This is a genomic window from Streptomyces sp. AF1A, assembly GCF_047340315.1.
Taxonomy (GTDB): Bacteria; Actinomycetota; Actinomycetes; order Streptomycetales; family Streptomycetaceae; genus Streptomyces.
On record NZ_JBLEBI010000061.1, the window covers coordinates 1 to 23,906 of the forward strand.

22 protein-coding genes are annotated in these 23,906 nt (G+C 71.8%); 8 read left to right on the forward strand and 14 right to left on the reverse strand.

Annotation, left to right across the window (positions count from 1 at the left end):
* Window positions 1-764: SigE family RNA polymerase sigma factor (locus tag ACLU3S_RS18365; RefSeq protein ID WP_413952970.1), on the reverse strand; the 764-nt coding region annotated here is incomplete at its 3' end.
* A 245-nt stretch (window positions 765-1,009) separates the two neighbouring features.
* Between ACLU3S_RS18365 and afsQ1 the strand changes: the two genes are divergently transcribed.
* The 4 genes from afsQ1 to ACLU3S_RS18385 all read left to right on the forward strand — a co-directional run bounded on the left by afsQ1 (window position 1,010) and on the right by ACLU3S_RS18385 (window position 4,537).
* Window positions 1,010-1,687 (forward strand): two-component system response regulator AfsQ1, encoded by a 678-nt coding sequence (gene afsQ1 / locus ACLU3S_RS18370; protein ID WP_106980762.1) that lies wholly within the window; start codon window positions 1,010-1,012, stop codon window positions 1,685-1,687.
* A complete protein-coding gene (locus tag ACLU3S_RS18375) occupies window positions 1,684-3,276 on the forward strand; it encodes an ATP-binding protein (RefSeq protein ID WP_413952971.1) in 1,593 nt (530 codons plus the stop codon). The genes afsQ1 and ACLU3S_RS18375 overlap by 4 nt, the downstream gene beginning before the upstream one ends.
* Window positions 3,273-3,875, forward strand: a complete 603-nt coding sequence (locus tag ACLU3S_RS18380) for a hypothetical protein (protein ID WP_413952972.1) — start codon at window positions 3,273-3,275, stop codon at window positions 3,873-3,875. Before ACLU3S_RS18375 ends, ACLU3S_RS18380 begins: the two co-directional genes overlap by 4 nt.
* Before the next feature lie 98 nt (window positions 3,876-3,973).
* Complete coding sequence (locus ACLU3S_RS18385) at window positions 3,974-4,537, forward strand: VanZ family protein (protein ID WP_413952973.1); 564 nt, start codon at window positions 3,974-3,976, stop codon at window positions 4,535-4,537.
* A gap of 127 nt (window positions 4,538-4,664) precedes the next feature.
* Here the strand turns inward: ACLU3S_RS18385 and ACLU3S_RS18390 are convergent, their stop codons facing one another.
* Window positions 4,665-5,006 carry an ATP-binding protein gene (locus ACLU3S_RS18390; protein ID WP_413952974.1) on the reverse strand — a complete coding sequence of 114 codons (342 nt, stop codon included), beginning with the start codon at window positions 5,004-5,006 and terminating at the stop codon, window positions 4,665-4,667.
* Window positions 5,007-5,157: 151 nt separating this feature from the next.
* On the reverse strand, window positions 5,158-6,345 hold the full coding sequence (locus ACLU3S_RS18395) for an adenosine deaminase (RefSeq protein ID WP_413952975.1): 1,188 nt from the start codon (window positions 6,343-6,345) through the stop codon (window positions 5,158-5,160).
* Between the two features lie 143 nt (window positions 6,346-6,488).
* Here ACLU3S_RS18395 and ACLU3S_RS18400 point away from each other — a divergent pair, with 143 nt between their 5' ends.
* Window positions 6,489-7,250 (forward strand): alpha/beta hydrolase, encoded by a 762-nt coding sequence (locus ACLU3S_RS18400; protein ID WP_413952976.1) that lies wholly within the window; start codon window positions 6,489-6,491, stop codon window positions 7,248-7,250.
* Window positions 7,251-7,266: 16 nt separating this feature from the next.
* Here the strand turns inward: ACLU3S_RS18400 and ACLU3S_RS18405 are convergent, their stop codons facing one another.
* Window positions 7,267-8,217, reverse strand: coding sequence for a LysR substrate-binding domain-containing protein (locus ACLU3S_RS18405; protein ID WP_413952977.1), 951 nt, complete (start codon window positions 8,215-8,217; stop codon window positions 7,267-7,269).
* Window positions 8,218-8,280: 63 nt separating this feature from the next.
* Between ACLU3S_RS18405 and ACLU3S_RS18410 the strand changes: the two genes are divergently transcribed.
* Window positions 8,281-9,558 carry an MFS transporter gene (locus ACLU3S_RS18410; protein WP_413952978.1) on the forward strand — a complete coding sequence of 426 codons (1,278 nt, stop codon included), beginning with the start codon at window positions 8,281-8,283 and terminating at the stop codon, window positions 9,556-9,558.
* A 388-nt stretch (window positions 9,559-9,946) separates the two neighbouring features.
* A complete protein-coding gene (locus ACLU3S_RS18415) occupies window positions 9,947-10,960 on the forward strand; it encodes a sigma-70 family RNA polymerase sigma factor (RefSeq protein ID WP_413952979.1) in 1,014 nt (337 codons plus the stop codon).
* Here ACLU3S_RS18415 and ACLU3S_RS18420 read toward each other — a convergent pair.
* Window positions 10,844-11,230 (reverse strand): STAS domain-containing protein, encoded by a 387-nt coding sequence (locus ACLU3S_RS18420; RefSeq protein WP_413952997.1) that lies wholly within the window; start codon window positions 11,228-11,230, stop codon window positions 10,844-10,846. The two genes, ACLU3S_RS18415 and ACLU3S_RS18420, sit on opposite strands and share 117 nt — an antisense overlap.
* A 74-nt stretch (window positions 11,231-11,304) precedes the next feature.
* Here ACLU3S_RS18420 and ACLU3S_RS18425 point away from each other — a divergent pair, with 74 nt between their 5' ends.
* On the forward strand, window positions 11,305-12,225 hold the full coding sequence (locus ACLU3S_RS18425; RefSeq protein WP_413952980.1) for an AEC family transporter: 921 nt from the start codon (window positions 11,305-11,307) through the stop codon (window positions 12,223-12,225).
* 158 nt (window positions 12,226-12,383) lie between these two features.
* On the opposite strand, the gene ACLU3S_RS18430 is transcribed toward ACLU3S_RS18425, so the two are convergent.
* The 9 genes from ACLU3S_RS18430 to ACLU3S_RS18470 form a co-directional block, all read right to left on the reverse strand.
* A complete protein-coding gene (locus tag ACLU3S_RS18430) occupies window positions 12,384-13,667 on the reverse strand; it encodes a thymidine phosphorylase (RefSeq protein WP_413952981.1) in 1,284 nt (427 codons plus the stop codon).
* 73 nt (window positions 13,668-13,740) lie between these two features.
* On the reverse strand, window positions 13,741-14,142 hold the full coding sequence (locus ACLU3S_RS18435; protein WP_413952998.1) for a cytidine deaminase: 402 nt from the start codon (window positions 14,140-14,142) through the stop codon (window positions 13,741-13,743).
* A complete protein-coding gene (locus tag ACLU3S_RS18440; RefSeq protein ID WP_413952982.1) occupies window positions 14,142-15,428 on the reverse strand; it encodes an ABC transporter permease in 1,287 nt (428 codons plus the stop codon). Before ACLU3S_RS18440 ends, ACLU3S_RS18435 begins: the two co-directional genes overlap by 1 nt.
* Window positions 15,428-16,555: an ABC transporter permease gene (locus ACLU3S_RS18445; protein WP_413952983.1), complete on the reverse strand. Its 1,128-nt coding sequence runs from the start codon at window positions 16,553-16,555 to the stop codon at window positions 15,428-15,430. Before ACLU3S_RS18445 ends, ACLU3S_RS18440 begins: the two co-directional genes overlap by 1 nt.
* Window positions 16,552-18,078: an ABC transporter ATP-binding protein gene (locus ACLU3S_RS18450; protein WP_413952999.1), complete on the reverse strand. Its 1,527-nt coding sequence runs from the start codon at window positions 18,076-18,078 to the stop codon at window positions 16,552-16,554. Before ACLU3S_RS18450 ends, ACLU3S_RS18445 begins: the two co-directional genes overlap by 4 nt.
* A gap of 232 nt (window positions 18,079-18,310) precedes the next feature.
* Window positions 18,311-19,372 (reverse strand): BMP family lipoprotein, encoded by a 1,062-nt coding sequence (locus ACLU3S_RS18455; protein WP_413952984.1) that lies wholly within the window; start codon window positions 19,370-19,372, stop codon window positions 18,311-18,313.
* Between the two features lie 401 nt (window positions 19,373-19,773).
* The gene (locus ACLU3S_RS18460; RefSeq protein ID WP_413952985.1) at window positions 19,774-21,012 is read right to left on the reverse strand and encodes an amidohydrolase; all 1,239 of its coding nucleotides are present in this window, start codon (window positions 21,010-21,012) and stop codon (window positions 19,774-19,776) included.
* 746 nt (window positions 21,013-21,758) lie between these two features.
* Window positions 21,759-22,913, reverse strand: coding sequence for a hypothetical protein (locus tag ACLU3S_RS18465; RefSeq protein WP_413952986.1), 1,155 nt, complete (start codon window positions 22,911-22,913; stop codon window positions 21,759-21,761).
* Between the two features lie 45 nt (window positions 22,914-22,958).
* Complete coding sequence (locus ACLU3S_RS18470; protein WP_413952987.1) at window positions 22,959-23,897, reverse strand: N-acetylneuraminate synthase family protein; 939 nt, start codon at window positions 23,895-23,897, stop codon at window positions 22,959-22,961.
* Window positions 23,898-23,906 lie beyond the last annotated feature (9 nt).

The window sequence follows — 23,906 nt, forward strand, 5'->3', positions numbered from 1 at the left end:
AGCTCGCCGAAGGCGTTCTCCTCGTCCCGGCCGAAGCTGAGGACCTCGTCGTCGCGCAGCCGGCGCAGCGACCGCCAGATGCTGGACTTCACCGTGCCGACACTGATGCCGAGGATGTCCGCGATCTCCGGGTCCGTACGGCCCTCGTAGTAGCGCAGGACCAGCATGGTGCGCTGGAGTTCGGGCAGCCGGGCCAGCGCCTGCCACAGGACCGCGCGCAGCTCGGTGCCGCGCATCGCGTCCGTGTCGCCGGCCGTCTCCGGCAGTTCCTCGGTCGGGTACTCGTTGAGCTTGCGGCGCCGCCAGGCGCTGATGTGCAGGTTCGTCATGGTGCGGCGGAGGTATCCGCCGACGGCCGCCTTGTCGCTGATGCGGTCCCACGCCTTGTACGTCGAGAACAGCGCGCTCTGCAGCAGGTCCTCGGCCTCGAAGCGGTCGCCGGTCAGGTGGTAGGCGGTGGCGTACAGGGAGGCGCGGCGCTCCTGGACGTAGGCGGTGAACTCCGCCTCCGTCAGCGAACGGCGCTCCCCCGGGTCCTCCCCGTACGCGCTTCCCCCGTGCGTCTCCCCCGTGTGCGCGTCAACCACCGTCATGTAGGCGGTGTGCTGACGCCCGGTGCCGCGAGCGCACCCCCGCGCTCCCCCACGTTCGAACGCGCTCGAACGGGAGGAACCCGCGTCCGCACCGGACTTCTCCGGCCCCCGGTGCACGTCGTGCAGACGCGTGACCACTGCGCTGGTGCTGATGCTGTGCAGCGTGTTCATCTCGCGCTCCCCGTCGTGTACTTCCGGTCATTCGGCCCTGCCCGGGCCGGCCGGCGATCCGCCGCCGTCGCCCGTGTGCAAAAAAGACTGCCGGGGCGACTTCATCGCCGTGTCCGCCGACTGTCACAGACGTGTCACAGGGCCCGGGTCCGGGTCCGTCACATCAGGTGCACAGGTGGTGGCGGTGAGGAGGGCATGGCGCCGACAGGTCGTACGACACCCCGTCCATGGGCCAGAATGAGCGCGTGCCTTCCCTGTTGCTGATCGAGGACGACGACGCCATCCGCACGGCCCTGGAGCTCTCTCTGACGCGCCAGGGACACCGGGTGGCCACCGCTGCCAGCGGCGAGGACGGTCTGAAGCTGCTGCGCGAGCAGCGGCCGGACCTGATCGTGCTGGACGTCATGCTGCCCGGCATCGACGGGTTCGAGGTGTGCCGGCGCATCCGGCGCACGGACCAGTTGCCCATCATTCTGCTCACCGCGCGCAGCGACGACATCGACGTGGTGGTCGGGCTGGAGTCCGGCGCCGACGACTATGTCGTCAAGCCGGTGCAGGGCCGGGTGCTGGACGCCCGGATCCGGGCCGTGCTGCGGCGCGGCGAGCGCGAGTCCAGCGACTCGGCGACCTTCGGCAACCTGGTCATCGACCGCTCGGCGATGACCGTGACGAAGAACGGCGAGGACCTGCAGCTGACCCCCACCGAGCTCAGGCTGCTGCTGGAACTGAGCCGGCGGCCCGGGCAGGCGCTGTCCCGGCAGCAGTTGCTGCGGCTGGTGTGGGAGCACGACTACCTGGGCGACTCCCGCCTGGTGGACGCGTGCGTGCAGCGGCTGCGCGCCAAGGTGGAGGACGTGCCGTCGTCCCCGACCCTGATCCGTACGGTCCGTGGTGTCGGCTACCGCCTGGACGCCCCTCAGTGACCGATACGCGAGGGGGGCTGCGCGGCTGGGCCGCGGGGCGCAGGGGAAGTCTGTCGCGGCTCAGGTTCACCAGCCTCAGGCTGCGGCTCGTCGTCGTCTTCGGGCTGGTCGCGCTCACCGCCGCGGTGTCGGCGTCGGGCATCGCCTACTGGCTCAACCGGGAGGCGGTGCTCACGCGCGCGCAGGACGCGGTGCTGCGCGACTTCCGGCAGGAGATGCAGAACCGCGCGGGCGCCCTGCCGGCCCATCCCACCCAGGACGAACTCCAGCGCACCGCGGGCCAGATGGCCACGAGCAGCCAGAGCTTCAGCGTGCTCCTGGTCGGCCAGGACACCAGCGGCAAGACGGTGTACGGCAACTCGGGCGGTATCAACGGCTTCTCGCTGGAGGACGTGCCGAAGTCGCTGCGCGCGGCCGTGAACAAGCAGCAGAAGGTCACCGACGCCAACAAGGAGCCGTACCACCTGTACTGGCAGCGGGTCGTGGACCACGGCACGCCGTATCTGGTGGCGGGCACGAGGGTGATCGGCGGCGGCCCCACCGGCTACATGGCGAAGTCCCTGGAGCCGGAGGCGAAGGACCTCGACTCGCTGGCCTGGTCGCTCGGCATCGCCACCGGTCTGGCCCTGATCGGCGCCGCGCTCCTCGCGCAGGCCGCCGCCACGACCGTGCTGAAGCCGGTGCACCGGCTGGGTGTGGCCGCACGGCGGCTGGGCGAGGGCAGGCTGGACACCCGGCTGCGGGTCTCGGGCACGGACGAACTCGCGGATCTGTCGCGGACGTTCAACAACGCGGCCGAGGCGCTGGAGAAGCGCGTCGCGGAGATGGCCGCGCGGGACGACGCCTCGCGCCGCTTCGTCGCCGACATGAGCCACGAGCTGCGTACGCCCCTGACCGCCATCACCGCCGTGACGGAGGTGCTGGAGGAGGAGCTGGAGTCGGAGGCGGGCGGCATCGATCCGATGATCGAGCCGGCGGTGCGGCTGGTGGTCAGCGAGACCCGCCGGCTCAACGACCTGGTCGAGAACCTGATGGAGGTCACCCGCTTCGACGCGGGCACCGCCCGGCTGGTCCTGGACGACGTCGACATCGCGGACCAGATCACCGCCTGCATCGACGCCCGCGCCTGGCTGGACGCCGTCGAGCTGGACGCCGAGCGCGGCATCCACGCCCGCCTGGACCCGCGCCGCCTGGACGTCATACTCGCCAACCTGATCGGCAACGCGCTCAAGCACGGCGGCTCGCCGGTGCGGGTGTCGGTGCGCGTGGCCGACGACGACGTGGTGATCAGGGTCCGCGACCACGGCCCCGGCATCCCCGAGGACGTCCTGCCCCACGTCTTCGACCGCTTCTACAAGGCGAGCGCCTCCCGCCCGCGCTCCGAGGGCAGCGGACTCGGCCTCTCCATCGCCATGGAGAACGCCCACATCCACGGCGGCGAGATCACCGCCGCCAACTCCCCCGAGGGCGGGGCGGTGTTCACCCTGCGCCTGCCGCGAGACGCCTCGCGGTTGACGGAGGAGGCGGACGACGGCGCGAAGAACAGCACGTCGGACACCGACGACGCGCAAGGAAAGGAGGGGTCATGACCGTACGACGCCTGCTGGCGCTGACCCTCCTGGGCGCGCTGCTCACCGGCTGCGGCATCCGGGCCACGGAGGTGCCGACCGACTTCGGCGCGGCGCCGTCGCGGGTGCCGTGCTCGCTGGCCGGGCCCGACCTCGCCACGCAGACCTCGCAGGGCGTCCCCGTGCAGGTGTTCCTGCTGTGCGGGGCCTCCCTGGTGACCGTCGACCGTACGGTGCGCGTCCCGGAGGGCACCCCGGACGCCCGGCGCCGGGTGATGGTGGCCCAGGGACTCCTGGACCAGCTGGCCGCGGCCCCGTCGGCCGCCGAGCGCTCCGCGGGCTACACGACCCACGTCCCCGGCGGCGTCGACGTCACCGGGCCCGGCCCGAAGGACCCCGAGGACGCCCTGCGCCTGAACACCGCCCCGGACCGCCTGAACCGGTACGCCCTCGCCCAGCTGGTCTGCACCCTGTCCGACTCGGCCGCCACCGAGGGCGACGGCTCGGTCATCCTGGGCGGCCCGCGCACCGCCCCGCTGCGCCGCTACGCCTGCACGGACGACGTCCGCAACCATCCGGGCACCACGGCACCGCCGTCGAGCGAGGTCGCGGAAGGCTAGTGCCGCGACCGGCGTACGTCGTGCCGCACAGCGCACTCCGGCCACATCCGCGTGCACGATCCGGAACCGATCGTGTGCGCGGAGGCGTCTAGGGGGGCGTGCAGCGTCAAGGCTCCATCGGCGGCGGCAACGCCGCGATCCGCATCCGTGTGACAGGCGGTGTCCTCCTCGTCGCACATCTCGCCGTCGTCGCCTGGCTGATGCTGCGGCCGCTGGACGTGCCCTGGGTGACGCCCCCCAATCTGCGCCCGCTTGCCGGTATCCGGGCGGACCTGGCGCTGGGCTGGCCGGCCGCCGCCAAGCCGCTCGGGGAGGGCGTGGCGCTGCTCGCCCCGCTGGGCGTGCTGCTGCCGATGGCGCACGGCCGGCTCACCGTCTCCCCGTTCGCGTCCCTGATCCGTACGGCCACCGCGGGCGCGCTGATATCCCTCGGCATAGCGCTGCTGCAGACCGGCGTGCCCGGCCGGGTCGTGGACATCGACTCGCTGCTGTTGAACACCGCGGGCGTGATCCTGGCGCACCTGGCCGTCGTGCCGGTGGGCCGCGCCCGGCTGCGGCGGCTGGAGCGGCTGGAGCGCACCGGGACGCAGCCGGTCCCCGTCCAGGAGGAGCTGTCTCAGGGCCGCACCCCGACGATTCCCAGGGTCGGAATAGCTCCGTAGAGTGACGCTTCGTCCGCTTCCTCTCCGTATCGTCGAAGGCAGCCGCCCCCCATCCGTGTGCACGCACGCCGCTGGGGCGCCTCGGACAGCTCCGAGGCGCCCCAGCGGCGTCGTACGGGAGGTGGCGTCAGCGCAGCGGGAGGCCGTTCACCGCAACACCGTGCCCGGGCCGGCCCGTGCCCTGCACCGGCAGCCCGCCGAGCAGCTGGGCGCCCGGCGCGGCCGGGCTCTTGGCCAGCGCGTTCTGGACGGCCGGCTGCGCGGCGGCCACCCCGGCGCCCACGGCACCCTTCCCCTGGGCGAGCGCCTGGCCTGCCCCCGGCAGCGTCTTGGTGACGCCGTCCAGGGCCTGCGTGGCCTGGGTCGCGTCCGGGACGGCCGGGGCCGCGTTGGCCGCGCCCGCGCCGACGGCGGCGAAGGCGGCACCGAGGGCGGCGACACCGAGGGTCTTGGCGGCAGACTGCTTCATGGTGAGTGCGTCCTTGAATGCGGAGACGGAAGATCGCGAACGATCCGAGCGGTCCACGACCGTAAACACGCCGGGCTGCGCCCCGCAAACACCGAAATGCGGACGCCCTGTGAAAACGTGTCCGCATTCCATGTGCGGAAGGAGGCCCGGGCTACCCCTCCGAACCGACAGAACCGCTGGTCGAGGCCGTTTGCTTAAACAGCCATTCGGATTTCAGTTCCGCATATCCGGGCTTGATGACGTCATTGATCATCGCCAGCCGTTCATCGAAAGGAATGAACGCTGATTTCATCGCATTGACGGAGAACCACTGCAGGTCGTCGAGCGTGTACCCGAACGCCTCGACGAGATGCTCGAATTCCTGGCTCATGCTCGTGTGCGACATCAGCCGGTTGTCGGTGTTCACCGTGACCCGGAAGTGGAGCCGGCGCAGCAGCCCGATCGGGTGCTCAGCGTACGAGGGCGCGGCCCCGGTCTGCAGGTTCGAACTGGGGCACAGCTCCAGCGGGATCCGCTTGTCCCGGACGTAGGACGCCAGCCGTCCGAGTGCCACCGAGCCGTCGTCGCGGACCTCGATGTCGTCGATGATCCGCACCCCGTGCCCGAGCCGGTCGGCGCCGCACCACTGCAGCGCCTGCCAGATCGACGGCAGCCCGAAGGCCTCGCCGGCGTGGATGGTGAAGTGGTTGTTCTCCCGCTTGAGGTACTCGAACGCGTCCAGGTGCCGGGTGGGCGGATAGCCGGCCTCGGCACCGGCGATGTCGAAGCCGACCACGCCCGAGTCCCGGTAGCGGTTGGCGAGTTCGGCGATCTCCAGGGAGCGGGCCGCGTGCCGCATGGCGGTCAGCAGAGCGCCGACCCGGATCCGGTTGCCGTTCTCCCGGGCCAGCCGCTCGCCCTGCCGGAAGCCCTCGTTGACCGCCTCGACCACCTGCTCCAGGCTCAGCCCGTTCTCCAGGTGCTGCTCGGGCGCGTACCGCACCTCGGCGTAGACGACCCCGTCCGCGGCGAGGTCCTCGGCGCACTCCCGGGCGACCCGGACCAGGGCCTGCCTGGTCTGCATCACGCCGACGGTGTGCCGGAAGGTCTCCAGGTACCGCTCCAGCGAGCCGGAGTCGGCGGCCTCACGGAACCAGATGCCCAGCTTGTCCGGGTCGGTCTCGGGAAGCTCCCCGTACCCGGTCTCGCGGGCGAGTTCGACGACGGTGCCCGGGCGGAGCCCGCCGTCGAGGTGATCGTGCAGCAGAACCTTGGGCGACCGGCGGATCTGGTCCCCGGTCGGCACATGCGCCGGGGCGTTCGCCGGCACGCCCCCAGCCGGTGCAGTCTGGCTCGTCATTGCCGCACTCTACCGCCTACGCGCGTAGAAAGCGCGCCTCTTGCCGGGCCGCCACCGCAGGGTGCGCGCGGGCCTTCCGTCGATACGCAACGGTGACCGCCCGTACGGGTTTCGTGCAGCGCACCGTCTGACACTGTTCTGTCATGGGACAGCAAGCGACGCCGGTCCGAACGGCCGGGCTGGGAAAGGCAGTCGGCCCGCAGCCGACGGCGGTCAGCGGAGCGGTGCTGCTGCTCCCCGGCGGGGAGGAGTTCTCCGCCCGCAGGCCGTCCCCAGTCCGGGCGACGGCCTTCATTCGCTCGCTCGGCCGCCGGCTCGCCCGTACGGGCCGCGCCGAGGGGCTGGCCGTCCATGCCGTCCGCTACCGCTACCGCGGCTGGAACGGCGGCGAGGCGCATCCGGCCGCGGACGCGGAGTGGGCCGCCGACGAGGTCGTACGACGCTACGGCGATGTCCCCGTGTGCCTGGTCGGGGTGGGCATGGGAGGCCGGGCCGCGCTCCGGGCGGGCGGGCACGAGGCCGTCAACTCCGCGGTCGCGCTCGCCCCCTGGCTGCCGGAGGAGGACGTGGCCGCACCCGCCGAGCCGGTCAAGCAGCTGGTGGGGCGGCGGGTGCTGATCGTGCACGGCACGAAGGACGAGCGGACCGATCCCGAGTTGTCGTTCCGCCTGGCGGCCCGGGCGAAGAAGGTCAACCGGGAGGTGTGCCGGTTCGAGGTCCACTCCGACGGTCATCGCCTGCACGGGTATCGCGAGGAAGTGCTCTGTCTGGCCTCGGACTTCGTGATGGGCGCGCTGTTCGGGCATCCGGTGTCCCGGCCGGTCCAGGACGCGCTCGCCGCCCCGCCGCCGATCGGCCTGCGGATGCCGCTGGCCGCGGGGTTCGGCAGCTCGCTGAGGCGGTAGCGCTCCGGAGCGGCTCTCAGGGCAGCAGGCTGCCCCGCCGCGAGAGCAGGAACCTCTTGAAGGCGGCCACCGGGGGCGTGTCCGGGCGGCCGGCCAGCCAGGCGACCCCGATCTCCCGCGCCGCTTTGGGGGCGGTGACCGTCAGCTCCACCACCCCCGGCCTCGGGACCGTCGGCGGCGGCAGCAGGGCGACGCCCAGGCCGGCCGCCACCAGGCCGCGCAGGGTCTCCGCCTCCTCGCCCTCGAAGGCGACGCGGGGCTTGAAGCCGGCCTCACGGCACAGGTCGTCGGTGATCCGGCGCAGGCCGTAGCCCGGCTCCAGGGTCACGAAGGTCTCCTCGGCGGCCTCCGCCAGGCGGATGCGGCGGCGGGCCGCGAGCGGGTGGTCGGCGGGCACGACCAGGCGGAGCTTCTGCTCGTCGAGGCGGCGGGCGACCAGATCCGGGGCGTCCGGGACCGGGGACGTCAGGCACAGGTCCAGTTCGCCGGCGCGCAGGCGCTCCAGCATCGCCTCGCCGTAGTTCTGGACCAGGCTGAAGCGGACGCGCGGATGGTCGGCGCGGAAGGCGTGCAGCAGACCGGGCACGGTCTCGGCGCCCATGGTGTGCAGGAAGCCGAAGGCGACCTTGCCGGTGGCCGGGTCGGCGTCCGCGCGGACCTCCTCCGCGGCGCGCTCCACCTCGGCGAGGGCGCGCTCGACGGAGGCGAGAAAGGTGCGGCCGGCCGTGGTGAGGGAGACGGTGCGGCCGCGCCGGGCGAACAGGCCGACGCCCAGGTCCTCCTCCAGGCGGGCCATCGCGCGCGAGAGGGTGGACTGCGGGACGTTTATCTCCTGGGCGGCCCGCGTGACGTGCTCGGTACGGGCCACGCCGGCGAAGTACGCGAGGCGGGGCGCGAGCAACAGCGCCATGTCTTCTGTGTCACTGGACGGTGACAGGCGAGCCTGTGACCTCTGCTGATGCACCATGGGAACGATTATGGCGATTCCATGCATTGGACGGATCAGCGGGACCGTCCCTACGGTCGAGGCATGTCTCCCGCCAGTATCGGGGCGTCCACCGCCGTGGGCGCCGCAACGCCCGCCCCCACCGCCGACTCCCGTATGACTCCGGGCGGCCCCGGCTATCGCCGGATGAGCCTCGCCCTCTTCCTCGCCGGAGTGGCGACCTTCGCCCTCCTGTACTCCACGCAGGCCCTGCTGCCGCTGGTCTCCGGCGAGTTCGGCGTCGCGGCGAGCGAGGCGAGCTGGACCGTGTCGGCCGCGACCGGCGGCCTGGCCCTGTTCGTGCTGCCGATGAGCGCCCTGTCGGAGCGCTTCGGCCGCCGTACGGTCATGACGGCCTCGCTCACGGTGGCGGTGACCGTCGGGCTGCTGGTGCCGTTCGCGCCCTCACTCGGCGCGCTCGTGGCGCTGCGGGCGGTGCAGGGCGCGGCCCTGGCCGGCCTGCCCGCCTCGGCGCAGGCGTACCTGGCCGAGGAGGTCCGGCCGAAGGCGCTGGTCACGGCGATCGGGCTGTTCGTCGCGGGCAACAGCGTCGGCGGCATGAGCGGCCGGGTGATCACCGGCTGGGTGGCGCAGGAGTGGGGCTGGCGGGTCTCGGTCGGCGTGATCGGCGTGATCGCGGTGGGCTGCGCGGTGGCCTTCCGGCTGCTGCTGCCGGCGCCGAAGCACTTCACGGCGGGCTCGCTGCGGCCCCGCGTCCTGCTCGGCACGGTCCGCGACCACCTCTCCGATCCGCTGCTGCGCCGGCTGTACGCGATCGGCGCACTGTTCATGACCGTCTTCGGCGGCGTGTACACGGTGATCGGCTACCGGCTCACCGAGGCGCCGTTCGGGCTGCCGCAGGGCGTCGCCGGCTCGATCTTCCTGGTGTACCTGGTCGGCACGGTCTCCGCGTCCGTGGCGGGCCGCCTGGTGGGCCGGCTCGGCCGCCGCGGCGCGCTGTACCTGGCGGGCGGCACCACGGCGGCCGGCCTGCTGCTCTCCCTGGCCGACTCGCTCCCGCTGGTCCTGCTGGGCCTGGTGCTGATCACGTCGGGCTTCTTCGCCGGGCACGCGGTCGCCTCCTCGGCGGTCAGCAAGACGGCCACGCACGGCCGCGCCCAGGCCTCGGCGCTCTACCAGTCCACGTACTACATCGGCTCCAGCGTCGGCAGCACGGTCGGCGCGATGGCCTTCCACGGGGACGGCTGGGCCGGCACGGTCGGCGTCGGCATCCTCGCGGTCCTCGGCGTCGTCACGATCACCGTCCTCGGATCCCGTGCGGCCCGGGTCGCGGCGCTCCGGGAGCCGGTCGCGGCGCACTGAGCCCTCCGCCGCCGGGGTGTGCGGGGTACGGGCATACGGGCCCGTACCCCGCACCCCCATGCGCACGCGTACGAGCATGCGAGCCCACGCCCAGCACCCCCATGTGCACGCGTACAGACATCCGGGCCCCAGCCCCGCACCCCATGTAGACGCGTACAAGCATCCGGGCCCCAGCCCCGCGCCCCATACACACGCGTACGGACCCCCGCGCCCCATGTGCACGCACGGAGGGGCCGCGCGCCCGCCGGAGGCTTTCACGCTCGAAAGCAACCGATCCGAGCTGGGCTTTTTCGCGCTCCGAGGGTCATTGTCAGTGGGCTGCGGTAGCTTCCGAAGTGCTGGAGCGCGACGGCGCGCGAACGGGACGGCCACAGGGGGTGGGTGGACGATGGGCGACAGCACGGCGACGGCGGATCTCGACGTCGCACTGGAGAAGCACCGGACCGAACTGACCGGCTACTGCTACCGGATGCTCGGTTCCTCCTTCGAGGCGGAGGACGCGGTACAGGACACCCTGGTCCGGGCCTGGCGGAGCCACGACAAGTTCGAGGGCCGTTCCTCCCTGCGCTCATGGCTGTACCGGATCGCGACGAACGTGTGCCTGGACATGCTGACGGCGGGCAACAAGCGGGCGCGGCCGATGGACCTCACGGAGTCGACCCCGCTCGCGCAGGCGGCGCTGTCCCCGCGCCCGGACAACACCTGGCTGGAGCCGATGCCGGACGCCCGCGTGCTGCCGTCGGCCGGCGACCCGGCGGAGGCGGCGGTCGCGAAGGAGTCGATCCGCCTTGCCTTCATGGCGGCCCTGCAGCAGCTGCCGCCCAAGCAGCGGGCGGTGCTGATCCTGCGCGAGGTGCTGGCCTGGCGGGCGAGCGAGGTGGCGGAGCTGCTGAACACCTCGGTCGCCTCGGTGAACAGCGCGTTGCAGCGGGCGCGGGCCACGCTCGCCGAGCGGGGGGACGCGGGCGCCGAGGGCGCGGTGTCCGACCCGCTGGACGAGGAGCAGCAGAAGCTGCTCGAGCGGTACGTGAAGGCCTTCGAGGGCTACGACATGGAGGCACTGACGGCGCTGCTCCACGAGGACGCCGTCATGACGATGCCGCCGTTCGACCTGTGGCTGCGCGGGCCGGCCGACATCACCGGCTTCATGACCACCCTCGGCGCCTCCTGCGCCGGCTCCCGGCTGCTGCCGGTGCGGGCCAACGGCCTGCCGGGCTTCGCGCACTACAAGCCGGACCCGGACAAGGGCGGGTTCAGCCCGTGGGCCGTGCAGGTGCTGGAGCTGTCAGACGGCCGGATCGCCGGTTTCCACTGCTTCCTCGACACCCGGCGCTGGTTCCCGCTCTTCGGTCTGCCCCTCCACCTGGAACCGGAGGCCGACGAGGTCGAGCAGGGCGAATAGCGCGGGGTCGGGGTCCCGCAGCCGGATCTGCCCACCGGCCCGGCGGGCGGCCAGCTCCAGCCGGGCCAGCAGCTCCACCGTCGCCAGTCCCGGCGGCCCGAGCCCGCCCACGTCGCAGACGACGACGCCGGCCCGGCCGCCGTCCAGCAGCGCCCGCACCTCGGCACAGAGCCCCGCGATCTCGGCGCGTCCGGCGGGGCCGCGCAGCACGAGCACGGCGGGTTCGTTGGCGTTCACGTGCGGTAGACCGGCGGGCCGCGCGGAACTCATCGCGGCGGTGGGCACCCCGGCCGAGGCGATCATCACGTTGACCGGTTCCCCTCCCGCACCGGAGGGTTGGCGCTGTGACGGGGGTGCTGAGCGGGTTCGCGGTGATCGCAGTCGTCATCGGGGTGGGCTATGTGCTCGGGCGGCGCGGGACGCTCGGCGCGCAGGGCGGTGAGGTGCTGACCCGCCTGGCCTTCACGGTGGCCGGTCCCGCGCTCCTCTTCACGACCCTCGCGCGCGCCGACCTGTCCGTGCTGTTCTCCGGCCGCCTCGCGGTGACGGCGCTGAGCACGGCCGCGGTCTCGGGGGTGTTCGCGGTGATCGGCACCGTACGGCGCTGGGGCGTGGGCCGTACGACCATCGGCGCGCTGTGCTCGGGTTACGTCAACTCGGGCAACCTCGGCATCCCGATCGCCGCGTACGTCCTGGGTGACGCGTCCCTCGTGGCGCCGGTGCTGCTGTTCCAGGTCGTGCTCGTCACCCCGGTCGCCCTGACGGTCCTGGACCTGTCCGGCATGGGGGAAAAAAGCTCGGTGTGGCGGCGGCTGCTGACTCCGCTGCGGAACCCGATCGCGGTGGGCTCGCTGTCGGGCGTGGTGGTGTCGGCGGCGGGCTGGACGATCCCCGGCCCCGTCATGGACCCGCTCACCCTCATCGGCAACATGTCCGTCCCGGCCGCCCTGCTGGCCTTCGGCATCTCCCTGCACGGCAGCGCGGCCCCCGGCCGGGGCCGGGACCGGCACCTCGTCCTGCTCTCGGTGGCCCTGAAATCGCTGGGCCAGCCGCTGGTGGCCTGGGCGCTGGCGGCGTCCGTCTTCGGCCTGCACGGCGCACCCCTCCTGGACGTGGTGGTCACCTCCGCCCTCCCGGCCGCCCAGAACCTCTTCACCTACGCCTGCCGCTACCGCGTGGCCGAGTCCCTCGCCCGCGAGTCGATCCTGCTGTCGACGGTCGTGTCCGTGCCGGTGCTGGTGGGAGTGGCGGCACTGCTGGGGTGACGCCGGGTCAGCCGGCCGGGAACTCCGCGGTGTCGATGGTCAGGTCGAAGGGCGCCGGCAGCTTGATGGAATCGCCGTACTTCACCGCGCTGAGGATGTGCCGAACGGGACCGGCGGCGGTCCGCCGGTCCCGTTCACGCGAAGGAGAAATCCCCTGCTCAGGCGATACGTTCCAGCACCACCGGCGACGGTGTGAAGGCCGTGCCCGGCGCTGTGATGTCGTACGAGCCCTCGACCGCCTGGAGCGCGTACTCGAAGCGCTCGGGCGTGTCGGTGTGCAGGGTGAGCAGGGGCTGGCCCTCCCGGACGGTGTCGCCCGGCTTGGCGTGCAGCTCGACGCCCGCGGCCGCCTGCACCGGGTCCTCCTTGCGGGCGCGGCCGGCGCCCAGGCGCCAGGCGGCGATGCCGATGTCGTAGGCGTCCAGGCGGGTGAGGACGCCGGAGGACGGGGCCGTGACCACGTGCTGCTCGCGGGACGTGGGCAGCGGCGCGTCGGGGTCGCCGCCCTGCGCGGCGATCATGCGGCGCCAGACGTCCATCGCCGAGCCGTCGGCCAGGGCCTTCGCCGGGTCGGCGTCCTTGAGACCGGCCGCGTCGAGCATCTCGCGGGCCAGGGCCAGCGTCAGCTCGACCACGTCCGCGGGGCCACCGCCCGCCAGGACCTCGACCGACTCGCGGACCTCCAGGGCGTTGCCCGCGGTCAGGCCGAGCGGGGTCGACATGTCCGTCAGGAGGGCCACCGTCCGCACGCCGTGGTCCGTGCCGAGGCCGACCATCGTCGTCGCCAGCTCACGCGCGTCCTCGAGCGTCTTCATGAAGGCGCCCGTGCCGACCTTCACGTCCAGCACCAGGCTGCCGGTGCCCTCCGCGATCTTCTTCGACATGATCGAGGACGCGATCAGCGGGATCGCCTCGACCGTGCCGGTGACGTCGCGCAGCGCGTACAGCTTCTTGTCCGCCGGGGCCAGGCCGTCGCCCGCCGCGCAGATCACCGCGCCGACGCCGTCGAGGACGTTCAGCATCTCCTCGTTCGACAGCAGCGCGCGCCAGCCGGGGATCGACTCCAGCTTGTCCAGGGTGCCACCGGTGTGGCCGAGGCCCCGCCCGGACAGCTGCGGGACGGCCGCACCGCAGGCCGCCACCAGTGGGGCCAGCGGCAGGGTGATCTTGTCGCCGACGCCGCCCGTGGAGTGCTTGTCCGCGGTCGGGCGGGACAGCGCCGAGAAGTCCATGCGCTCGCCGGAGGCGATCATGGCCGCCGTCCAGCGGGCGATCTCGCGGCGGTTCATCCCGTTGAGCAGGATCGCCATGGCGAGCGCGGACATCTGCTCGTCGGCGACCTCGCCGCGGGTGTACGCGTCGACGATCCAGTCGATCTGCTCGTCGGTCAGCTCGCCGCGGTCCCGCTTGGTGCGGATCACGGAGACGGCGTCCATGGCCATGGCTGGTGGCTTCCTTCCGGGGGTGCGAAGTGCACGGCCCCCCTGCGAACGGGTCAGGGGGGCCGTACGGGCGTTACGAGTAGAGATGGTCCGGGCCGAAGGCCTGGGGCAGCATCTCGGAGAGCGGGAGGACGCCCGCGGGCGTGTCCAGCAGCAGCTCGGGGCCGCCGAACTCGTAGAGCAGTTGGCGGCAGCGGCCGCACGGCACCAGCAGGGCGCCCTCGCCGTCCACGCAGGTGAAGTGCGTCAGGCGGCCGCCGCCCGTGCGCTGCAGCTGGGAGACGAGTCCGCACTCGGCGCACAGGCCGAGCCCGTAGGAGGCGTTCTCGACGTTGCAGCCGGTGACGACGCGACCGTCGTCGACCAGGGCCGCCGCGCCCACCGGATACCCGGAGTAGGGGGCGTAGGCGTGGGACATGGCCTCCCGCGCCTCGGCGCGCAGCGCCTCCCAGTGGGACTCGGCGGCTTCCTGCATCACTTGCCCTGGCCCTTCCGGTACCGCATGCCGTCCGCCTTCGGCATCCGCAGGCGCTGCGCGGACAGCGACAGCACCAGCAGCGTGACGACGTACGGGGTGGCGCCCACGAAGTCGCTGGGGACCTCGTCGGTGAACAGATACCAGACCAGGACGAGCGCGGCCACGACCAGGCTGATCGCGCCCTGCCAGAGTCGCGTGCGGTACAGCTTCCAGCCGGCGAGGGCCACGAGCAGGATCACCAGCAGGAGCAGCAGCGCGTGCACGGTCGTACCGCCGTTGCGCAGCTGGAGGGCGTCGGAGTAGCCGAACAGGCCCGCGCCCATCGCGAGGCCGCCCGGACGCCAGTTGCCGAAGATCATCGCCGCGAGACCGATGTAGCCGCGGCCGCCGGTCTGGTTCTCCAGGTAGGTGTGCGAGGTGACCAGCGCGAGGAAGGCGCCGCCGAGACCGGCGAGGCCGCCCGAGACGGCCACGGCCGCGTACTTGTAGCTGTAGACGTTGACGCCGAGCGACTCCGCCGCGGTGGGGTTCTCGCCGCAGGAGCGCAGCCGCAGGCCGAACGGGGTGCGCCACAGGATCCACCAGCTGGCGACGAACAGCACCGCGGCCAGGATCGTCACCACGGACAGGTTGGTCACCAGCCCGCCGAGGATGCCGGCGATGTCGGAGATCAGGAACCAGTGGTGGTTCTCGACGGACTGCAGGGCGTCCGAGAGGCCCGGCACGTCGAAGTTGGGCAGGGAGTCGGCCGGCGGGGACTGCTTGGGGTTGCCGCCCGCGTTCGCCGCCGCGCCGCTGTTGAAGAACAGCTTCGCGAGGTACTGGGTGGCGCCCAGCGCGAGCAGGTTGATCGCGACACCGGAGACGATGTGGTCGACGCCGAAGGTGACGGTGGCGACGGCGTGCAGCAGGCCGCCGAGGACACCGAAGCCGATGCCGCACAGCAGGCCGAGCCAGGGGCTGGTCTGCCAGCCTGCCCAGCCCGCGCCGAAGGTGCCGAGAATCATCATGCCCTCGAGGCCGATGTTGACCACGCCGGACCGCTCGGACCACAGACCGGCGAGACCGGCGAGACCGATCGGCACGGCGAGGCCGATGGCGGCGCTGACCTGGCCGGCGGAGTCGAGATCCTGCGAACCGGTGATCACGCGCACCGCGGCCAGGAGCAGCAGCGCGCCCGCGACGAGCAGCAGGATCTGGCCCCAGGAGCGGCCGGAGCGCTTGGGCGCGGAGCCGGCCTTGGGCGCCGCGGGCGGCGGCGCGTCGGTCATCGTGGCAGTCATCACGCCACCTCCTGCTTCCTCGTCGGAGCGGCGGCCTGGGCGGCGAGTTCCGCGCCGACCCGCTGCTGCTGGCGCTTCAGGCCGTACCGGCGTACGACCTCGTAGGCGATCACGACGCACAGGACGATGACGCCCTGGATCACGCCGAGGATCTCCTTGTCGTAGCCCTGGAACTCCAGGTGGTTCGTGGTGCGCTCCAGGAAGCCCCAGAGCAGGGCGCCGAGCGCGATGCCGACCGGGTTGTTGCGGCCGAGCAGCGCGATCGCGATGCCGGTGAAACCGATGCCCGTCGGGAAGTCGCTGCTGAACTGGTAGCTGTCGTTGAGCAGGGTCGGCATGCCGATCAGACCGGCCACCGCACCCGAGATGATCATGCTGGTGGCGACCATCTTCTTCACCGACACACCGCTCGCTGCGGCCGCGCTCTCGGACTGGCCGACGGTGCGCAGGTCGTAGCCGAACCGGGTGCGGCCGAGCACGAACCAGTAGGCGATGCCGACGGCGGCGGCAACGAAGATGAAGCCCCACAGCACGCCGGCCGGGCCGGTGTTGATGCTGAAGAAGTGCGACGCCGACGGCAGCGGCTTGGTGGCGACGACCGTGCCGCCCTGATAGAGGTGGGCCAGCTTTCCGGGCTGGAGCAGGTAGGCGATGATCGCGGTGGCGATCGAATTGAGCATGATCGTCGAGATGACCTCGCTGACACCGCGGGTCACCTTGAGGATGCCGGCGATGGCGGCCCACACCGCGCCGGTCGCCATGGCGCACAGCAGGATCAGGATGATGGACAGCCACCCGGGCAGGGTCAGCGCCCCGCCGAGGACGGCCGCGAAGAACGCGGCGAGCCGGTACTGGCCGTCGACACCGATGTTGAACAGGTTCATCCGGAAGCCGATGGCCACCGAGACGCCCGCGAGGTAGTACGTGGTCGCCTTGTTGAGGATGTAGACCTGGCTGTCGCTGGCGAAGCCGTAGGTCAGCATGTCGTTGAAGGCGGGACCGGGGTTCTTGCCGGTCGAGAGGATCACCAGGGCGGTGACGACGATCGCGGCGACGATCGCCAGCAGCGGCGCGGCGATGCCGAGGAACAGCCGCTCCTTGTCGATCCGTGAGGTCAGCTTGTTCATCGCTCGTCGTCCTCCGCGTGCTCCAGGTGGCCGGTGGCCGCACCCGTCATGGCGGAGCCCAGCTCCTCGGGGGTGATCGTGGCGGGGTCGGCGTCGGCGACCAGGCGGCCGCGGTACATCACCCGCAGGGTGTCGGAGAGGCCGATCAGCTCGTCCAGGTCGGCGGAGATCAGCAGCACAGCCAGGCCCTCGCGGCGGGCCTGCCTGATGTAGTCCCAGATGGCCGCCTGCGCGCCGACGTCCACTCCGCGGGTGGGGTGGGCGGCGATCAGCAGCTTGGGGTGGTGGCTCATCTCGCGGCCGACGATCAGCTTCTGCTGGTTGCCGCCGGAGAGCGAGGCCGCGGTGACGTCGATGCCGGGGGTGCGGACGTCGTACGCCTGGACGATCCGCTCGGTGTCGGCGCGGGCCGCCTTCAGGTCGAGCAGCCCGCCGCGCGAGTTGGGCCGCTCGGTGACGTGGCCGAGCATGCGGTTCTCCCACAGCGGTGCCTCGAGGAGCAGGCCGTGGCGGTGCCGGTCCTCGGGGATGTAGCCGATGCCGGCCTCGCGGCGTTCGCGGGTGGCGGCCTGGGAGATGTCGGCACCGTCGAGCGTGACGACGCCGGCGTCCGGGCGCCGCATGCCGATGATCGCCTCGACGAGTTCCGACTGGCCGTTGCCCTCCACGCCGGCGATGCCGAGGACCTCGCCCTTGTGGATGGTGAAGGACACCTCGTCGAGGATGATCCGCTCGATGCCGTCGAGGTCGGTCTGCGCCAGGTGCAGTCCTTCGACCTGGAGCATCGGGACGTCCGTGACGGTGGACTCCGCGGTCTCCGGGGTGGGCAGTTCGCTGCCGACCATCATCTCGGCGAGCTGCTTGGGGGTGGTGGTGGCCGGCACGGCCGTGCCGACCGTCGTGCCGCGCCGGATGACGGTGATCTCGTCGGCGACGGACAGCACCTCGCCCAGCTTGTGGGAGATGAAGATGACCGTGAGGCCCTCGGATTTCAGCTCGCGCAGGTTGTCGAAGAGGGCGTCGACCTCCTGGGGCACGAGCACGGCCGTGGGCTCGTCGAGGATGAGGGTCTTGGCCCCGCGGTAGAGAACCTTGAGGATCTCCACGCGCTGGCGGTCGGCGACACCGAGGTCCTCCACGAGGGCGTCGGGGCGGACGTTCAGGCCGTACGCGTCGGAGATCTCCTTGATCTTCGCGCGGGCCTTGCCGCCGATGCCGTGCAGCTTCTCCGCGCCGAGGACCACGTTCTCCAGGACGGTGAGGTTGTCGGCGAGCATGAAGTGCTGGTGCACCATGCCGATGCCGCGGGCGATGGCGTCGCCGGGGCTGTGCAGCACGACCTGTTCGCCGTTGACCGTGATGGTGCCCTCGTCCGGCTGCTGCATGCCGTAGAGGATCTTCATCAGGGTGGACTTGCCGGCGCCGTTCTCACCGCACAGGGCGTGGACGGTGCCCGTGCGGACCGTGATGTCGATGTCGCGGTTGGCCACGACGCCGGGGAAGCGCTTGGTGATGCCGCGCAGTTCGACGGCAGCGGGAGGGCTGGACGCGTTGATGGCGCACTCTCCTCGGGGAAAGGGGCTGCGTAAGGGGAGGGCAGGCGTCGGCGACGCTAGCGCGGCAACTCCGCGCTACACGCGTAGAGTTGACACATTGTTATGGCTCGGCAGGGGCTGCAGGAGCGCCCCGCGCCGAGCCTTGAGTCCGGCGGTCGGGCCGGGCCGCCTGGTCGGCGGACCGGCCCGACCGATCGGGTCACGGGGTCGTCTTGACCTTGATCTGGCCGTCGACGATCTTCTTCTTCGCGGCGTCCAGCTTGGGCTGGATGTCCTTGATGAATCCGCCGCTGGTGGCGAGCGAGACGCCGCCCTTGGCCAGCGAGTAGATGTTGTTGCCCGTCAGCGGCTTGCCGTCGTGGACGGACTTGATGAAGTCGTAGACGCCGACGTCGACGTTCTTGACCATCGAGGTCAGGATCGAGTTCTTGTACTTCGCCAGACCCGGGATGTTGTACTGGTCGGAGTCGACGCCGATGGCCCAGGCGCCCTTCTTGCCGTTGACGGCCTCGATCGCGCCGTTGCCGGAGGAGCCTGCGGCCGAGTAGATCACGTCAGCGCCGTTGTCCAGCATGCCCTGCGCGGCCTGCTGGCCCTTGTCCGGGCTGGAGAAGCCGGAGGTGTCCGCGCCGTGGCTCAGGTACTGGACGTCGACCTTCACCTTGGCGTTGGTGTCGTGCACGCCCTGGACGTAGCCCGCCTCGAACTTCTTGATCAGCGGGCTGTCGACACCGCCGATGAAGCCGACGTGGTCCTTCTTCGTCTTCAGCGCGGCGGCCACACCAGCGAGGTAGGAGCCTTCCTCCTCCGTGAAGGTGATGCTGTTGACGTTGTCGCCCTTCACCACGGAGTCGATGAGGCCGAACGAGGTCTTCGGGAACTGCTTGGCCACCTGCTGCACGGCGGGCGCGTAGGTGTAGCCGACCGCGACGATCGGGTTGTAGCCGGCCTGGGCCAGGTCCGTGAGACGCTGGACCCGGTCCGCGGGGGTGTCCGAGGTCTTCGCGGTCAGCTCCTTGATCGAGCCGCCGAACTCCTGCTCGGCCTTGTCGGCACCGCGCGCGGCGGAGTCGTTGAACGACCGGTCACCGCGGCCGCCGACGTCGTAGGCGAGACCGATCTTGATGCCCTTGCCGCCGCCACCGGAGGAGGAGGGCGACGAAGAGGTGTTGTCGGAGGACGTACTGCCACAGGCGGTGGCAGTAACGGCGAGCGCTGCGGTCGCTATACACGCAGCGGAGAACTTGGCTACCCGGCGCACGGGAAGGCTCCTTCACCTGACCTGAGCGCCATGTAGGCGCTTGATGTGAGCACCGTGTCGGCGCTCGAGCCGAGACGCCCCGGCGGCGTCGGCTTCGCGGCATCGTAACGCGCGTAGATGTCGCAAAAAACCCTCTCTCGAAGCCGTTATCGATTCGAGGCAAACGGCATCTGAACTCGGGATCTCGCCCGCCCTCACGACGCTGTCGCACTGCGTGAACGAATGGCTGACGAGGGCGTTGCGGGAACGGCGGAACGGGCTCCTTTCCACCGCGAGCACCCGATGGAGATCGAGACGGACATGCCCCTCCGATCAGCATGCGTCAGGCGTCCCGCGCCTGAAGCCCATGAGCCGGGCCGTCCGGTGTCACACCGGGCGGCCCGGCTCATGGGCCGGACGGCTCAGGTCTCCAGCGAGGCCGCCACGTCCAGGCAGGCCGCCGCCGTGAACATCTCCACCCCGACCGTGATCGCGTGCTCGTCGGCGTCGAAGTCGCCCTGGTGCAGGTCGCGCACCGTGCGCTCGCCGGGGCGTCGCACGCCCAGGCGGGCCATCGCGCCGGGGACCTCCTCCAGATACCAGGAGAAGTCCTCGCCGCCGAGGCTCTGCTCGGTGCTCTCCACGGACTTCATGCCACGCCGGGCGACCATGGCCCGGCGCAGCAGATCGGTGGACTCCCGGTCGTTCACGACGGGCGGCACCCCGCGGACGTAGTTGATCTCCGACTTGGCCCGGTGCAGGGTGGCGATCTCGTCGACGGCCGCGTGCACGATGTCGGGCGCGCTGCGCCAGGCCTCCAGGTCCAGGCAGCGCACGGTCCCGGACAGCTCGGCGTGCTGCGGGATCACGTTGGGCGCGTGACCGGACTCGATCCGGCCCCAGGTGACGGCCAGCCCCGCGCGGGTGTCGACGCGGCGCCCGACCAGCGCGGGCACGTCGACGGCGACCCGGGCCGCGGCGGTGACCAGGTCGGTGGTCAGGTGGGGCCGGGCGGTGTGCCCGCCGGGCCCGTCGAGGGCGATCTCCAGCCGGTCGCACGCGCTGGTGATCGGCCCGTGCCGCAGCCCGATCCTGCCCGCGTCCACCTTGGGGTCGCAGTGCACGGCGAGGATCCGGCCGACCCCGTCGAGCACCCCGTCGCTGATGGCCGCGAGCGCCCCGCCGGGCAGCACCTCCTCGGCGGGCTGGAACAGCAGCCGCACCGGGCGGGGCAGCAGTCCCTTGGCGTGCAGGTCGGCGAGGACCAGGCCGGCGCCGAGGACGACGGTGGTGTGCACGTCGTGGCCGCAGGCGTGGGCGCGGTCGGGCACCGTCGACCGGTACGGGCAGTCCGTCTTGGTGTCCGGGATGGGCAGGGCGTCGATGTCCGCGCGCAGAGCCAGCATCGGGACGGACGGCCGCTCACCCTCCGTGACCCCGATGTCGCACACGAGTCCGGTTCCGGTGGCGAGTACGCGGGGCCGCAGCCCAGCCTTCTCCAGCCGCTCCTTGATCGCGGCGGTGGTGCGGAACTCCTGATTGCCCAGCTCGGGGTGCATGTGCAGGTCACGGCGGAAGGCGACGAGTTCGGCGTGCAGGGACTCGCTCAGCACGCCGGGGAGCACATCCCCCGGGAGGCCGGCCTCGGACTCTAGGGACATCAATTGCTTCACCCTCTGAAGGGTAGAACGCCCGACTGATCAACTACCCCACGATCAACAAAAGTTCAGCCCGTTAGGGGAAGAAAATCTGACCGGCGGACGCATGGCGGCGGACTTCGATGGGTAAAAACTTCTGTTTTTCTCCTTCCACGGATACCACGGCTCGCCCGAGTCACGCTCGCCATGTCCACGAACCGGACGACGGCGCCGCTCGGGTCCGGCTGGGGTCCGCACGCGCGACCGACCTGCCCACCGACCTGCCCGAGGGCGTCGCGCAGACGACCCGGATCTCCTGCGACACGATCGCCAAGGACGGCACGGCCCGCTTCCCGAGTGGCCCTTCTCACCCCCTGCCGGGCCGATGACACCCCTGTTGCCGGACGGCACCTCTCTGGGCGGCATCCTCGCCCTCTGCTCCACCAACCACGTGCCCGGCGACCGCCTGCCGGCGGCGTTCGCCGAGTTCCCCCGCACGCCGCTGCCGGGCGGCCATGTCCTCCTCACCTTCCAGTCCGGCACGGACGCCGGCCCGCTGCATCTGACCGAGCGCTTCGGCCACGAGATCGCCCTGGACTACTCCTCGCGTACGCCCGAACAGGTCACGGCGTTGCTGCGCGGGGCGGGGCCGGAGCCGGTCGCGTCCGTCCTCAGGGAGCCGGCCCGATCAGGAGACGCGGCCCCGGGCGCACCCGCCAGCCAGCAGGCACTGCACCCGGCGGGGCGGGGCGCGGGGCGGGACGCGGGCCCTACGCCGGCGCGACCGCGACCGCCGTCAGCCGGTGCACGTCGCGTGCCGTCCGCGTCACGCCGGACAGGAAGCCCTGGGCGCGCGGGGAGGCGTGCTCCGTCAGCCAGGCGGGGTCGATGTCGCAGACGGCGACCCGCACCCCCGTGCCCACCAGGGCCAGCGGCAGGGTGTGGACGACCGTGGACGGGAAGCTGAGGATCGTACGGCCGATGGGACCGCGCCGGGCGATCAGCTCCAGGGGCAGGTCCGGGCGGACGATCTCCAGGCCGGTCTCGGCGGCGAGGCGATGCAGTTTCTCCGCGCTCTCGCGGCGGTGGGCGAAGTAGCGGGTGACCCCGTGCGCCTTGGCCAGGGTGCGGACGGCCTCCAGGTAGCGCTCCCCGTCCACCACCCCCGTCTCGACCAGGGACGTGCCCACGATGTCCGCGCCCCTGGTGATGCGCGGGGGCCCGAAGCGGGCGCGGGTCCAGGCGAAGTCGTTGGCGCCGACCGTTACGCCGTCCGGCGTCTCGGTCACCGGCATGGAGGAGAACACCTCCACCCGGCGGCGCGCGCTCGGCGTCAGCCGGCGGCGGGCGGAGGAGGACACCGGTGCGAACAGCAGGTCCCTGGCCCCGGGCCGGCCGCCCTTGCGGTGCCAGCGGACCAGGCGCTCGCCGCGGGCCAGCTGGGCGACGAACTCCATCGTCGCGGTGCCGTCGTCGACCACGACCAGGTCCTTCGCCCGGGTGATGGTCAGCAGCAGTTGCACATAGCGGGAGAACGGGTCTCCCACGACGACGCGGTCGGCCCGCCGCAGCGCGCCCGCCAGGCCCCCGAGGGTCGCGAACGGCGCGCTCGGGCCGCCCCGGGCCTCCTCCCACCGCACCCGGTACCCCTCGTCCCGGGCCAGGTCCGCCATGCGGCGCAGCTGGCCCCGGGTCATGGGGTCGGTCGGGGACAGGACGACGACCGTGAGCCGCGCGCCGGCCGGCCGCGGCTCGCCGGGCACCGTCCGCCGCACCTGCGCGGGCACGGACGGCAGCGGGTCCGGGTCCGCGCCGCCCAGTCCGCGCAGGTGCGCCCACTCCAGCACGTTCAGCAGCTGGACGGGGCTCTCCACGAAGGCGAGCGTGCGGGGAGGGTGGCCGGCGTGACCGGCGCGGGGGCTCATCGGCGTACGACCGTCCCGTCGTGAGGGGTTCGAACCGGCCCGGGGTCAGACCGTGACCGGCTCGCCGGCCGCCGCGGCGATCTCCGCCTCGGCCACGACACCGGTGACGCGGCGCAGCTTCTTCATCGGGGCCAGCTCGGAGTCGTAGACCTTCTTGACGCCGTCGCCGAGGGAGGCCTCGATGGTGCGGATGTCGCGCACCAGGCGCGTGAGGCCCTGGGGCTCGACGGAGGCGGCCTGGTCGGAGCCCCACATGGCGCGGTCGAGGGTGATGTGGCGCTCGACGAAGGCCGCCCCGAGCGCGACCGCGGCGAGGGTGGTCTGCAGGCCGGTCTCGTGGCCGGAGTAGCCGATCGGGACGTTCGGGTACTCCTTCTCCAGCGTGTTGATCACGCGGAGGTTCAGCTCCTCGGCCTTCGCCGGGTAGGTGGAGGTGGCGTGGCACATGAGGATGTTGTCCGAGCCGAGGACCTCGACGGCGTGGCGGATCTGCCTCGGCGTCGACATGCCGGTGGAGAGGATGACCGAGCGGCCCGTCGCGCGCAGGGCGCGGAGCAGTTCGTCGTCCGTCAGGGAGGCGGAAGCCACCTTGTGGGCGGGGACGTCGAACTTCTCCAGGAACGCGACGGCCTCGGTGTCCCACGGGGAGGCGAACCAGTCGATCCCCTTCTCCGTGCAGTACGCGTCGATCTGCCGGTACTCGTCCTCGCCGAATTCCACGCGGTGGCGGTAGTCGATGTAGGTCATCCGGCCCCAGGGGGTGTCGCGCTCGATGTCCCACTGGTCGCGGGGGGTGCAGATCTCCGGGGTGCGCTTCTGGAACTTGACCGCGTCGCAGCCGGCCTCGGCGGCCACGTCGATCAGCTTGAACGCGTTCTCCAGCTCACCGTTGTGGTTGATGCCGATCTCGCCGCAGATGTAGACGGGCTCGCCGGGGCCGACCTTGCGGGAACCGAACGTACGCAGACGGGAGTTGGTGCTCATCAGGGAGAT

What these genes read in the sequence shown, in the direction of transcription:
- ACLU3S_RS18420 (WP_413952997.1), bottom strand. Translation starts at nt 11,230, where the DNA reads ATGAGTTCCGCGCGGCCCGCCGGTCTACCGCACGTGAACGCCAACGAA.
- ACLU3S_RS18380 (WP_413952972.1), top strand. Translation starts at nt 3,273, where the DNA reads ATGACCGTACGACGCCTGCTGGCGCTGACCCTCCTGGGCGCGCTGCTC.
- ACLU3S_RS18400 (WP_413952976.1), top strand. Translation starts at nt 6,489, where the DNA reads ATGGGACAGCAAGCGACGCCGGTCCGAACGGCCGGGCTGGGAAAGGCA.
- ACLU3S_RS18415 (WP_413952979.1), top strand. Translation starts at nt 9,947, where the DNA reads ATGGGCGACAGCACGGCGACGGCGGATCTCGACGTCGCACTGGAGAAG.
- ACLU3S_RS18435 (WP_413952998.1), bottom strand. Translation starts at nt 14,142, where the DNA reads ATGCAGGAAGCCGCCGAGTCCCACTGGGAGGCGCTGCGCGCCGAGGCG.
- ACLU3S_RS18445 (WP_413952983.1), bottom strand. Translation starts at nt 16,555, where the DNA reads ATGAACAAGCTGACCTCACGGATCGACAAGGAGCGGCTGTTCCTCGGC.
- ACLU3S_RS18410 (WP_413952978.1), top strand. Translation starts at nt 8,281, where the DNA reads ATGTCTCCCGCCAGTATCGGGGCGTCCACCGCCGTGGGCGCCGCAACG.
- ACLU3S_RS18430 (WP_413952981.1), bottom strand. Translation starts at nt 13,667, where the DNA reads ATGGCCATGGACGCCGTCTCCGTGATCCGCACCAAGCGGGACCGCGGC.
- ACLU3S_RS18405 (WP_413952977.1), bottom strand. Translation starts at nt 8,217, where the DNA reads ATGGTGCATCAGCAGAGGTCACAGGCTCGCCTGTCACCGTCCAGTGAC.
- ACLU3S_RS18470 (WP_413952987.1), bottom strand. Translation starts at nt 23,897, where the DNA reads ATGAGCACCAACTCCCGTCTGCGTACGTTCGGTTCCCGCAAGGTCGGC.
- ACLU3S_RS18390 (WP_413952974.1), bottom strand. Translation starts at nt 5,006, where the DNA reads ATGAAGCAGTCTGCCGCCAAGACCCTCGGTGTCGCCGCCCTCGGTGCC.
- ACLU3S_RS18460 (WP_413952985.1), bottom strand. Translation starts at nt 21,012, where the DNA reads ATGTCCCTAGAGTCCGAGGCCGGCCTCCCGGGGGATGTGCTCCCCGGC.
- ACLU3S_RS18395 (WP_413952975.1), bottom strand. Translation starts at nt 6,345, where the DNA reads ATGACGAGCCAGACTGCACCGGCTGGGGGCGTGCCGGCGAACGCCCCG.
- ACLU3S_RS18440 (WP_413952982.1), bottom strand. Translation starts at nt 15,428, where the DNA reads ATGACTGCCACGATGACCGACGCGCCGCCGCCCGCGGCGCCCAAGGCC.
- ACLU3S_RS18465 (WP_413952986.1), bottom strand. Translation starts at nt 22,913, where the DNA reads ATGAGCCCCCGCGCCGGTCACGCCGGCCACCCTCCCCGCACGCTCGCC.